Raw genomic sequence first — 12,919 nt, 5'->3', positions numbered from 1 at the left:
ATTTGGAATAAAATTCCGGCCAAAGCAAAAACAGCTAAATACAAGGTGCTTTTCAAAAGATTTTTCATAATGTTTATTTAAGGTTGGTTAAATATAGTTTGATGAATATACAAAATCTTGCGGTCTTCATCTCAAAATTTCGAAATTGTAAAACCTACTTCACTCCAGTACTCCCAAAACCACCTTCACCGCGTGAGGTTTCTGATAATTTTTCTACTGCAATCCATGTTGCTCTTTCGTGTTTGGCGATGATGAGTTGTGCGATGCGTTCGCCGTTTTCGACAACGAATGGTTCGTTGGACAGGTTTACTAAAATGACTCCGATTTCGCCGCGGTAATCGGCATCTACGGTTCCAGGTGAGTTGAGAACCGTAATTCCTTTTTTGGCTGCTAGTCCGCTTCTTGGGCGTACTTGAGCTTCGTAATCAATGGGTAATTCTATGAACAATCCGGTTTTTACAATGGCTCTTTCGAGTGGATTTAGGGTTATGGATTCGGTGAGGTTTGCGCGTAAGTCCATGCCGGCAGAGGCGATGGTTTCGTAGTTTGGTAAAGCGTGTTGGGATTGGTTGATGATTTTGATTTCCATGATGTTGTTTTATTTTTGTGAATTGCCCTAGCCCCGATAGAAGGGAAAATCCTTGGCATTGGGAGATTGCCGCGCAAGCTCGCAATGACAAGATTGGGAGTGTATAGCGGGATAAAGCTCCTAATTCGATTTACGATTGATAATACGTTGTAAAGTTTCTTTTTCGTTGTGGTATATAAAATATAAAAATGCGATGAGTAAAGCGGCTCCAACGAAGTAATTCTCACGGAAGAAGTAAAATGACAGGATTGAAAAAAGGATTGACAAACCTAGATAACTTCCGATTTTTTTCTTGTCGTATGGAATTGGGTAGTATTTGTTGCCCATGAAATACGAAATCAACATCATGCTTCCGTAGGCGGCAATCGTGGCAATCGCAGAACCGTAGTAACTGTATTTTGGAATCAGCAGAAAGTTGAGTACCAGCGTGACTATTGCGCCTACAATCGATATCCACGCGCCGATATGGGTTTTGTCGATGAGTTTATACCAGACTGATAAGTTGGTGTAGATGCCCAAGAAGAAGTTGGCTAGGATGATGAGCGGGACTACTTTCATGGCTTCCCAATATGACGAATCACGGATCATCAGCATTTTGAATAGGTCGGCAAAAACGATTACGCTGAGCATGATGAAGGAACCGAAAATCACGAAATATTTGGTGACCGTGGCGTAGGTTTGGGTGGCGTTTTCTTTGTCGGCGTGGCTGAAAAAGAATGGCTCTATGCCTAATGTGTACGCGGTTCTGAATAATACCATGAACAGGCCGAGTTTGTAGCACGCGGAATATACGCCCACTTCGGAGTCAGCGATATTGGCGGGCAATAGTTTTCCGAGTAGGATTTTATCAAATTGTTCGTTGATGGCGAATGCGATTCCAGCTACTAGAATGGGCAGACCGTAACGCATCATGCGTTTCCAAAGATCAAAATCAAAATGCCATTTGACTTGAGAATAATTGGGTGACAGCGCGAGGAATGTGGCTAAACTTGCGATAATATTGGAGACGAAAATGTATCCGATTTGGAAATCATCGAAATAGAAAGTACTAAGAAATCCGCTTGGATTGGCTTGGGCGATTTTGGGTAAAGCGATTAGAAAAAACAGATTGAGCAACAAATTGATGACAACGTTTCCGATTTTAATGGTAGCGTAATACATCGGTTGTTGGTTGGCTCTGAGTTTGGAGAATGGGATTATAACGAGTGCGTCTAGGACTAAAATCCAAATGGTGTAGGTGATGTATTGCACATCGATTCCTGATGAATTCGCTAGTGCATTTCTGAATAACAATGCTAGAAATAAGAACAATATTGATGTCCAAAAAATAGAAACTGTGGTGGTTTCGATGACATTTTTTTTGTTGGTTTCTTTGTTGTAAAAGCGGAAGAAAGAAGTTTCCATGCCGTAAGCCAGAATCACATTGAAGAAAATCATCCAAGAGAAAATAATGGATACTTTTCCGTAGGCTTCTTTGGGCAATAAATCAGTATAGATTGGAACTAGCAAGAAACTAAACATGCGCGGCAATACGGTGGCTAGTCCGTAGATGGCGGTTTGTTTGAAAAGGTTTTTGTAAAGTTCCAATGAATTTGATTTTAGGTTTGAAACAAAAATAAGGATTTGTTTGGTTGCTTATTTATTTTATGATTAGGCTGTTACGATTCCGCATTAGGGCTTTTCATAAACACCTGCATTTCGGTTTTTTTTGGCTCAGGAATGTCTTCTTCGGTAAACGTTTTCAAAACATTTGGACTAAGTTTTTTTAGTTTCACAATACGATTTGCTTGTTTTTGCACACATTTCTCGAACAGATTCCTGACGACTCTGGCGTTTCCAAAGCCCTCATCCTTTTTAGAATAAAGCAATTCAAAAGTATCGATAAGTTTTTCCTTGGCATCTGCTGTGATAATAAAATCGGAGTTTTTGCAGAAAGATTCAAAAATCTGAAACAGTTGTTCAGGTGTGAAATGATCGAAATGGAAAAATCGGTTGAAGCGCGATCTCAAACCCGGATTCGATTCGATAAACAAATGCATCGGCTCAGTATAACCAGCCACGACAACAGCTAAATCTTCGCGATGATCTTCCATTCTTTTGATTAGAGTATTCACTGCTTCAGCTCCATAATCATTCCCAAATGCGTTTTGTGTTAAAGCATAAGCTTCGTCAACAAATAGTACACCGCCGAGGCTTTCATTCACGGCTTTGTCTACCTTGGTTGCTGTTTGCCCGACAAAACCGGCAATCAATCCTTCGCGGTCGGTTTCGTAAAGTTGTCCCCGAGACAGAAACCCTAAATGTTTGTATAGCCTGCTCAGTAATCTTGCTACGGAAGTTTTGCCTGTTCCGGGTGGACCTAAAAAAACAGTGTGCAGTGTGACTTCGATGTTTTTTAAACCTTCGGCGGTTCTTTTTTTCTGAATTTCAAGAAGGTTGATTAATTCGTTGACGTCGTTCTTTACGGCTTGAAGTCCGACAAGTGCATGAAGTTCTTCGAGTACTTTTTCGAGCGTATCGTCGGGCGGAAAATTAGTTGTTTGACTATTTTGAGCATTGACTTCTTGTGTTTTTACAGCTGTAATTTCAATATCTTTTTTGGCGTTGGAATCAAATGCGGATAGAAGAAACTGCTGAATTTTCTTTGAAACTTCATCCACTTTAGGGCTTTTCATTTCCGATAAAACCGGCAGCAGAAAATACTTTTCAGCATTCACGTGCATGATACTATTATCGTTGGAAATTTTTTTAAGATGCGTTTTGAATTCATCGCTGGCAGCAAGTTTATTGAGTGTTTGTACTGCATTTTGATCTGCGAAATGCTTATTGCGCAAAGCGTCATAATAATAAGCAAGAGCAAACCGGGATTTATCGTTTTCGCTTCCGAGATTATTATTGTATGCGGCGATGATATCGGATATGAAGAAGTGTTGCGCTTTCAATAGCAATCCATTCGTTTGATTTTTCGCTACAAGCGCATTGGCTTTTTGAACAAAACCCGAATCTGCATTCAAAACTTCACATAACGCAAGAATTCCTATAGTTTCATTTTTGAGTTGTTCGATATAATCTGCGTTGAAAACCATGACATTGTTGTTTATTTCAGATTCTATAGAATCTTTTAATGACAGGAATGAATCTTCGAGCAATGAAATTAGGCTTCGCTTATTTTTCAAAGTGTTGCCAATTAAGATATCATCATTTGATGTACAATTTCTTTTGACAATTTCGCATGGTCGTCACAATAATCCTTCCATGCCAATTCCATTTCCCTTAAGTCGTAATGCGCTACGACGGTGCCGTAGTTTTGCTTTTTTCCGTTTATTGTTGGGTAACCGATTACGTAAATACATTGTGCCAGTTCGAGTGCTAACTCTATGTCATGTGTCGAAAAGATAATGGTATTAAAATCAGAAGATTCGCTAAGGAGTTCAAAAGATTTTTTTACTTCTTCAATATTGCCGACATCAAGGCCTGAAAATGGTTCATCAAGAACAATAAATTGATCCGAAGAAAACAATTGTTCGATGATTGCTGTGCGTTGTCTTTGTCCGCCCGAAAGTTCGTTAGGGTATTTATCGACACACGATTCCAATCCCCATTTATTGATGTATTCTTTTATTTTTTGGTCTTTTTCGTTTTCTGATAATTTGCTTTTACGCAAAGCGAATTTCAACGCTTGATTGACGGTTTTATGACGGAACAATGTATACTTCTGATCAACAAAACCAATGTCGCCTTCTTTTACTGCCTTTGCTGTATAGGGTTCTTTAGCCTCGAAATCCTTGATGAGTATTTTTCCGGTATTCATCGGTATCAATCCTGTCAAAGCTCTGAAAAAAGTAGATTTTCCTCTTCCGGATCTTCCCACTATTGCAATTACTTGTCCTGTGCTTTTTATGCCTTCGCGAACTACATCTTTTTCGGTAATCGAAATGTCTTTAATAATGATATTGCCATCATAAGCCACGCTTAGGTTTTCTACATACAGAAGCGTTTCTTTATATTCGTGTTTCATTTTCTGTTATATTTTTGAATATCTGAAAACTGCTTTTCTTAAAAAATTGATTCCTGAATCGAGTGCAAGTCCAATTAATAAAATGATAATCTGTAGCGCGATAATCCTTCCGTGGTTCATGAATTTGTCTGAGTTTTTAATCAAGAACCCTAGTCCTCCCGACGCCACCACAATCGATTCTACGGTGACCAGCATCATCCAGGTGATTGCAAGATTTTGGCGGATGACATCAATGACATAATCTAAGCGACCTAGAACAATAACCTGCCATAAAACTTCCCAACGGTTGCATCCTAAAGTTTTAGCGTGGTCGAATTCTTCTTCTGGAATATCCTTGATGACTGCAATTAAAGAAGTCGTTAGGAAGGTAGTCAGGAAAATGACCATAATCCAAATTTGCATATTGCGTGCGTCATGAATGATCAGCGTGATGTAGAATGACAACCCTGTAAACGGCAAAAATCTAAATTTTGTGATGAATTCCGAGACTGGTTTCAACAATGGAATGGGCCACGTATAGGCGAACAACACCGACAATAGTACTGCGATGAATATCGAAAGAAAACACAATGACAACGAATTAAAGATGTGTACGACAAGACCTTCCGCATACAAATCTGTGAATCCTTTTAATACCTGATTCGGTGCCGGAAATAAATGTTTTGTTCCCATTGTTCCGACAAACCAGGCTACAAAAACCATTACAATCCAACACAACAAGATAACTGTTCTGGTTGATTTGGTAATCTTTTCGAAAGGTGTGAAAAATTTTTTCATAGAAAAAAGGCTGTCTCCCGAAATGTCGGAACTGACAGCCTTATTATTATTAGTTATTTTAATAACGTGATGACTACACGTCTGTTTTTAGCTTTTCCTGCCTGTGTACTATTGTCTGCTACAGGTTCGTTCTGACCTTTACCGTCAACCATTTGGAAACGGCTTGCAGGAATGCCTTTTTGACCTAAGTAATTCACAACCGCCTGCGCTCTTGCTTTTGACAATACTTGGTTGGCTGTTGGATTTCCGTCATTGTCGGTATGACCAACAAGTGTTAGTTTGGTATTTTCTGCTTGAATCAACAGGTTGTATATTTTTTCGAGTTCTTTTCCGGAAGTTCCCGAGATTTCAGCGCTTCCAGAATTGAAATTAATTCTCCATTCGCCAGAAGCGACTACTTCAGTAGCCTGTGCGGAGTAATCTGCTTTTTCGGCTGCTCCAGATTCGATGTCATTGATGTTTTTTAAATAATATAAATTAACGGCGCTATCATAAGGAACGACGGCTCCCACATTTTCATTAAACCCGAATGGATTCAATTCTTTAAGATAGGTTGAAACCTGATTGTATACCGATTTGTATCTATTCACACCGTCACTCAATCCAAAATACTGCATGGCATCGGCATAATTAAAAACTTTAGAACCCCCCATGTTATAAGTCAAGCCAGCTTTTGTGCCTTGTTCGCCTTTGAACATTTTATACCAGTATTGAGGCGTTTCCATTTTGTATGTTTCTGATACTGCTTCGGAAGCTCTCACTCTCCATTCGTCATAATTTTTCATCTGGTTTGAAGCTGTAAGTGCTGATTTTAAAATATTAGAAACAATTGTCGGATTCTTTTCAGCCCATTCCTTCACACCAATCAAAGCGGCTGGCATCTGGTTGTTGAATTCTTTTGTAGAAACGATATCAATGTATCCTGATAATTTGTCAAAAACGGTTTTATCGCCCGGTGTCCAAGTAGCACAACCGTCAATTTTTCTACTTACTGTTTTTCCGGTTAGCTTACCATTTGAAACTTCTTTCAAAGAAACGGTCCAACCTGTTGTTTGAGATTTAATTAATTCCTCAGCCGACTTAATATAATCATCATTTTCAGAAGGATAAATATTGACCGCATCAGCATCATAAGTTGTCGGGTCAGGATTTACTTTCAATCCGTTGGCGAAGCAATAATTAACGGTCGTTACCCAATCGCCATCTCCCAACACCGCTGATATTACAGACCCTTTCATCGACTTTGGATTTGATTTCCAGCTTGGAGGGCCAATCAGTTTGTCTTCTCCAAAGCTCATTCCGATGGCACCCATGACCTGTAAATGGTATTTGTCTTTTCCGTATTTCTCATCGAGTGCTTTTTGAACAGAGCTAATATAAAATGGTGCGCCATCGCCCATAATCATTACGGCGAAAATACTTTTGTCTGATGTTGGAAAAGCTTCTCCTTTGTCGAATTCCTCGATAAATTTCATCTGCATATTACGCAATTCAGAAAGCCAATCTTGGCGGATAATCTCGAGATTGACACCGTTTTTTTCCATCAATGATCCTTTGGTTGTTTTAGGCCCGCCATTGGATACAATAATTCCCGATTCAGCATTCCAAGCATAGCCGCCGATTCTCACAAGCGGTTTGCTGTTTACCTCCGAAGAAATTTCTTTAGAAGGAAGCGCCATTTTATCTGCGCTGGTCACATTATTTACATCGGTGCTGTTGAGTTCGATTCCGTTCAATTGTTTGGAAACAGAAGTACGAATTCCCGGTGAAAGCCAATAAATACCTCCCAAAACTCCACCTATACCTACTAAAACAATGAGCAATTCTGATAATGTGGTCAGTTTTTGCGTTCTTAAAATTTTTCCCATTTTGTTATCAATTAGTTTGTTTTGTTTTTAAAAAATATCACCAAATCCACCGTTGTTGAGCTTGTCATCTTTGGTTAGTTTGTAATTCGGACTTGAGTATTTGTTTGAATCTGGAATCGTATTTTCGCCGGTTTTGATTTCATCTGCAAGAGAGTCGAGCCTTGCATACAACTCATCATTATCGACAGAATATTTTGATGTCAATGCGTCTATATCGATTAGGTTTTCAGAAGTTCTGGCAATATCTTGTGCGATGGTAGATGTTACCACTTCGAGTGCATATTCCAATTCCCAATCTTTTGTAAACATCATGGCGCTTTTTGCACTTTCAGTCGCTTCTTTAGCATTCTGAGCAAACTCATATTCTTTCTGGAGCATTTTCACGGTAGCATCAAAATCGGCAATCTTAATGTCGATTGCTGTGCCTGCCAAAGTAAGTTTTCTGTCCATTTTACCTAAAACATTAGCTCTTACTCCGTATTTCTGGATAAAACTTTTGCTTTGTTCGTACTGCGTGGATATGCGTTGAGAGTCACTTAATTTTTTCGCGAGTTCGCTTTGCAGTGCTACATATTCGTCTGTATCTTTTGCACCAATACCATTAATCTTGACCATTTCATCCATGGCAGATTTTAGCTTTTCGCATTGGCGTTTTAGACTCAGGACTTCTTCCTGATAATCTTTAGCTTCCTTTTCTGCTTTTCCTGCTTCGATTTCCATTTCGTTTTTGAGTCCTTTGAGCTTGGCCTTCGTATTTTTAAAAACTTCGCGGTTCTTGACCATCTTCAGTTTTTGTTCTTCAAGTTCATTAAAAGGATTACTTTGGATTAAAGCTTTATGGATATTCTTTGTTGCAAAGCGCAGTCCTTTCATGATTACCGGAAACATCATCACAAGGAAAACCAGAAAAATGCCGGTTGCTGATAATGCAATTGCCTGACCGAGCATTGTAAACAATGGCGGGATGATATAGGTCCAGGTCAGATAACCTCCAATACCCAATAACCCCATGGCTAGAGCCCAAAATAATGATTTTTCACCTTTTTTTAAAACGTTAGTTTTTAAAGCGATTTCTCCTTTAGATTCATCAAAATGTTTTAAAATCGGGAGTTCTAAAAGGGTGCTTCTTTCTTGTTCGTATTTGCTGTCCATTATTGTAAATATTGGTTTATGCCTGTGACAACGGTATTTATTGAGTCCAGGATTTTATGTTTTGCAAGATTATTGGCTTCAATTTTAAGTTGAATTTCATTTAATTCAGCGATGCTTTGGGGATCTACTTTTTTAAATTCCGCTTTTTTAGCTTCCACTTCGCGCTGCATTAAAATAATTTTAGCTTCTAGATCAACTATCGATTTTGAAAGTGTATCTTTTTCTTTATTGATGCTGTCGTTCAAATCTTTCTTTTTGGAATTACCCGTCGTGTCGTATTTGGTATAGACTTTTTCAATTTCGGAAATGTAATATTGTGCTTTTTCCAAAAGAAAATCTTTGGTTAATCCCGAGTTGATTGTTTTCCCCATAGCGTATGCCATCTGGTAACTTTGGGGATTTGTAGGGCCGACAGCCATAACAGATTTGTAGAGTTCAAAAAAGTCAAAACCCTCAGAATTCAATGAATCAAACCCTTTGTCGTACGTTTTGTAGACTTCCTCCATGTATGGGTTCGTAGAACTGGCTACAATATTTGTCGCTTGATCCGGGAATTTATTGTCTGAGAATTGTGAAGATGTTGGCTCGGTTTCTTTAGGAATATTTTCTTGGGGGTCATTTATAAAAATGCTCTTCCAGTTAAAACTTTCTTTTGCCATTTTTGTTTAGTCGTTTGTTTTTGTTAACACCGTGTCATTGACTCGGTTTAAAATTTTTATAAAAATAAACGATTTGTATATATAATCTACTTTTTTTAATCAATTTATAGTTGTTTTAAAAAAGATTGAGTTGAATCCAAATAAAAAAGCCGACAATCTCTGCCGGCTTTCCTTGTTTTAAATCTGATTTTTTTATCCTTTCAATGCTTCAGCGCCACCAACAATTTCTAAGATTTCGTTGGTAATGGCAGCTTGACGCGCTTTGTTGTAGGTGAGTTTCAATTGATCTCTGAGTTCCGTTGCGTTGTCGGTTGCTTTGTGCATAGCCGTCATACGCGCTCCGTGTTCAGAAGCGAATGAATCTCTGATGCCTTTATACAATTGTGTTTTGAGTGATTTTGGAATCAAAGTCAACACAATTTCTTCCATCGAAGGTTCGAAAATATAATCTCCTGAAGAAGCAACTGTATCAGAAACTATTGGTGCCAATGGCAAGAATTGTTCGTTTTGAATAATTTGAGTCGCAGCATTTTTGAATTGGTTGTAGACTAATTCAACACGGTCATATTCTCCTGAAAGAAATTTGTTCGTAATATCATCGGCGATATTGGCTACATTTTCAAAAGTCAAATTATCGAAAATGGCGTTGTGATGGCCAATAACTTCTTGTGTTTTCTTTAAAACATCGTGCCCTTTTTTACCTATGGCAAAAACATCCACTTGTTTTCCTGCGTAAAATTCAGCGCGGCTTTTCACTTCTTTAATCACATTGCTGTTGAATGCACCACACAAACCTCTGTTGGAAGTGATTGCAACAATCAAAACTCTTTTTACTTCGCGTTGGGTCGTAAATTCACCTCCAATATCACCATCAAGTGTAGTCGAGAGATTTTGCAATAATTCCGTTAATTTTTCGGCATAAGGTCGCATCGCCGTAATCGCATCTTGTGCTTTTTTAAGCTTTGCTGCAGAAACCATTTTCATTGCCGATGTGATTTGCATCGTAGATGAAACGGAAGTGATTCTATTGCGGATTTCCTTTAAGTTTGCCATATGTAATTTGAAAATTATCTGATTTGAAAATTTGAAAATGTATAATCATCTTCAAATTTCCAAATCTTCAAATTATTAATTAGTTGTATTTTGCTGAAATTTCTTTAGCGGCATTTTCGATAACGTCAGTAATGTTGTCATCTAATTTCCCTGCTTTTAGAGCATCAAGCGTATCTCTGTGTTTGCTGTTCATATAAGCCAAGAAGTCTTTTTCAAATTCTTTTACTTTATTCACAGGAACACTTTTTAGCAAGTTTTTAGAACCTGCGTAGATGATCGCTACTTGATTTTCTACTGTATACGGATCGTTCAAATCTTGTTTTAAGATTTCAACGTTTCTTTTTCCTTTTTCGATTACGTTTAATGTAACAGCATCAAGGTCAGAACCGAATTTTGCAAACGCTTCCAATTCGCGGAATTGTGCTTGGTCTAGTTTTAATGTACCTGATACTTTTTTCATCGATTTAATCTGAGCGTTACCTCCAACACGAGATACCGAAATACCTACGTTGATCGCAGGACGAACTCCCGAGTTGAACAAATCTCCATCCAAGAAAATCTGACCATCAGTAATAGAAATTACGTTGGTTGGGATGTATGCAGAAACGTCACCAGCTTGGGTTTCGATGATTGGCAATGCTGTTAATGAACCGCCACCTTTTACAATTCCTTTTAAAGAATCCGGTAAGTCGTTCATGTTTTTTGCAATGTCATCATTCGCGATTACTTTACAAGCTCTTTCTAACAAACGAGAGTGTAAGTAGAAAACGTCTCCAGGATATGCTTCACGACCCGGTGGTCTTCTTAACAAAAGAGATACCTCACGGTAAGCTACTGCTTGTTTTGATAAATCATCATAAACGATTAAAGCCGGACGGCCTGAATCTCTGAAATATTCACCGATAGCAGCACCTGCGAACGGAGCATATACTTGCATTGGAGCAGGATCAGAAGCATTAGCTGCAACGATAACTGTATAAGCCATTGCGCCTCTTTCTTCTAGCATTTTTGCAATTCCGGCAACCGTCGAAGCTTTTTGTCCGATGGCTACGTAGATACAAAATACTGGTTTTCCTGCGTCGTAGAATTCTTTTTGGTTTAGAATTGTATCCAAACACACCGTAGATTTACCGGTTTGACGGTCACCAATCACCAACTCACGCTGTCCACGACCTACTGGAATCATCGCATCAACTGCTTTTACTCCGGTTTGTAATGGTTCTGTTACTGGTTGACGGAAGATAACTCCAGGTGCTTTTCTTTCCAAAGGCATTTCGTATAAATCGCCACCGATTGGTCCTTTTCCATCAATTGGAAAACCAAGGGTGTTGACTACACGTCCTACCATTTGCTCGCCCGCTTTTAACGATGCGATACGTTGTGTTCTTTTGGCTGTTGATCCTTCTTTGATACCTGTTGATGGTCCTAAAAGAACAACACCTACATTATCTTCTTCAAGATTCAAAACGATTCCTTCGAGACCGTTGTCGAATTCTACCAACTCACCGTATTGAACATTCGATAACCCGTATACACGAGCAATACCATCTCCAACATTAAGAACCGATCCTACTTCTTCTAAAGTAGCACCTGATTCAAATCCTTCTACTTGCTTTTTTAATATTGCTGAAATCTCAGCAGGTTTAATTTCCGCCATAATTATTGATATAATAACTAGTTACTTAATTCTCTTTTTAATACTTGCAATCTGTTGGCAACAGAAGCATTGTATTGCTTGTCACCTATTCTTAATATAAATCCACCTATAATAGCCGGATCAATGGTATTCTCAATGGTAATTTTCTTGTTTGAAAACGTAGCAATTTTAGCCAACACTTTTGCTTCTAATGCTGCATCCATTGCAATGGCTGTCGTTACTTTTGCTACTTCAATGTTGTTTTGAACGTCGAATAATTTGATGTATTCTACTGCAATATATTCCAAAATTTCAAATCGTTTGTTTTCGAATAACAAATGAAATAAGCTGTTGGTTACAGGATTTACATTAGCAAAAACCGACAATAAAGCTTGTTCTTTAACCTCAACTTTAATCGTTGGATTTTGGATAAACGTATCCAACTCCAAATTCCCATTAATCGTGGAAGCGATAGAAGTCATGTCGTTATTTACAGCTTCTGCAACACCTTTATCATTGGCAATGTCTAAGATGGCTTTGGCGTAACGAATTGCTGCTCTTGTACTACTCATGTTAGTTTAATTTAGCGTCACCCAACATTTTCTCAACCAATTTTACTTGGGCTTCTTTGTTAGATAATTCGTCTTTCAACAATTTTTCAGCAATTTCTAAAGACAACGATGAAACTTGAGATTTCAATTCTGCCATAGCAGCATTTTTTTCACTTTCGATAGCCGCTTTGGCTTGCTCGATCATTTTTTGTCCTTGAATTTGAGCTTCATTTTTAGAATCAGCGATCATTTTCTCTTTGAGTTCACGTGCTTCTTTAAGCATAGCGTCGCGCTCCATTCTTGCTTCTTGCAAAATACGTTGATTGTCAGCTTGAAGGTTTTGCATTTCTTTTCTGGCGTTGTCTGCAGAAAGTAAAGCATTTTTTATACCTTCTTCTCTTTCGTTAACGGCATCCAAAATAGGTTTCCAAGCAAATTTTTTCAATAAGAAAATCAATCCCACAAAAATTATTGTTTGCCAGATAAATAATCCAAACGAAAAATCATTTATTAACTTTTCCATAGTATGTCTTTTAATTGTATTCTTTTAATTTAATTTTTTAAACAAAAGCTGCAACCAACCGTTACAGCTTTTTGTTTTGAAGAATTATACAGC

12 protein-coding genes are annotated in these 12,919 nt (G+C 38.2%); all 12 read right to left on the bottom strand.

Going from position 1 to position 12,919, the window contains the following annotated elements:
* Positions 1-154 precede the first annotated feature (154 nt).
* The 12 genes from dut to RMO03_RS02840 all read right to left on the bottom strand — a co-directional run bounded on the left by dut (position 155) and on the right by RMO03_RS02840 (position 12,826).
* Positions 155-589: a dUTP diphosphatase gene (gene dut, locus RMO03_RS02895; protein WP_309640583.1), complete on the bottom strand. Its 435-nt coding sequence runs from the start codon at positions 587-589 to the stop codon at positions 155-157.
* Positions 590-709: 120 nt separating this feature from the next.
* The gene (locus RMO03_RS02890) at positions 710-2,176 is read right to left on the bottom strand and encodes an oligosaccharide flippase family protein (RefSeq protein ID WP_309640582.1); all 1,467 of its coding nucleotides are present in this window, start codon (positions 2,174-2,176) and stop codon (positions 710-712) included.
* 71 nt (positions 2,177-2,247) lie between these two features.
* The gene (locus RMO03_RS02885; protein ID WP_309640581.1) at positions 2,248-3,765 is read right to left on the bottom strand and encodes an AAA family ATPase; all 1,518 of its coding nucleotides are present in this window, start codon (positions 3,763-3,765) and stop codon (positions 2,248-2,250) included.
* 11 nt (positions 3,766-3,776) lie between these two features.
* Entirely contained in the window at positions 3,777-4,607 is an 831-nt protein-coding gene (locus tag RMO03_RS02880; protein ID WP_309640580.1) for an ATP-binding cassette domain-containing protein, read from the bottom strand.
* Positions 4,608-4,613: 6 nt separating this feature from the next.
* Entirely contained in the window at positions 4,614-5,384 is a 771-nt protein-coding gene (locus RMO03_RS02875) for a hypothetical protein (protein ID WP_309640579.1), read from the bottom strand.
* Positions 5,385-5,437: 53 nt separating this feature from the next.
* On the bottom strand, positions 5,438-7,252 hold the full coding sequence (locus tag RMO03_RS02870) for an OmpA family protein (protein ID WP_309640578.1): 1,815 nt from the start codon (positions 7,250-7,252) through the stop codon (positions 5,438-5,440).
* Positions 7,253-7,279: 27 nt separating this feature from the next.
* The gene (locus tag RMO03_RS02865) at positions 7,280-8,404 is read right to left on the bottom strand and encodes a hypothetical protein (RefSeq protein ID WP_309640577.1); all 1,125 of its coding nucleotides are present in this window, start codon (positions 8,402-8,404) and stop codon (positions 7,280-7,282) included.
* A complete protein-coding gene (locus tag RMO03_RS02860; RefSeq protein WP_309640576.1) occupies positions 8,404-9,063 on the bottom strand; it encodes a hypothetical protein in 660 nt (219 codons plus the stop codon). Before RMO03_RS02860 ends, RMO03_RS02865 begins: the two co-directional genes overlap by 1 nt.
* Positions 9,064-9,255: 192 nt before the next feature.
* Entirely contained in the window at positions 9,256-10,116 is an 861-nt protein-coding gene (gene atpG / locus RMO03_RS02855) for an ATP synthase F1 subunit gamma (RefSeq protein ID WP_309640575.1), read from the bottom strand.
* A 79-nt stretch (positions 10,117-10,195) separates the two neighbouring features.
* Complete coding sequence (gene atpA, locus RMO03_RS02850) at positions 10,196-11,773, bottom strand: F0F1 ATP synthase subunit alpha (protein ID WP_309640574.1); 1,578 nt, start codon at positions 11,771-11,773, stop codon at positions 10,196-10,198.
* Positions 11,774-11,790: 17 nt separating this feature from the next.
* Positions 11,791-12,324, bottom strand: coding sequence for an ATP synthase F1 subunit delta (atpH, locus tag RMO03_RS02845; RefSeq protein ID WP_309640573.1), 534 nt, complete (start codon positions 12,322-12,324; stop codon positions 11,791-11,793).
* A 1-nt stretch (position 12,325) separates the two neighbouring features.
* Positions 12,326-12,826 carry a F0F1 ATP synthase subunit B gene (locus RMO03_RS02840; protein ID WP_309640572.1) on the bottom strand — a complete coding sequence of 167 codons (501 nt, stop codon included), beginning with the start codon at positions 12,824-12,826 and terminating at the stop codon, positions 12,326-12,328.
* Between the last annotated feature and the right edge of the window lie 93 nt (positions 12,827-12,919).

Origin of the sequence: Flavobacterium sp. (assembly GCF_031411595.1) — a bacterium.
Taxonomy (GTDB): Bacteria; Bacteroidota; Bacteroidia; order Flavobacteriales; family Flavobacteriaceae; genus Flavobacterium.
This window is presented reverse-complemented; position numbering and strand designations above follow the sequence as displayed.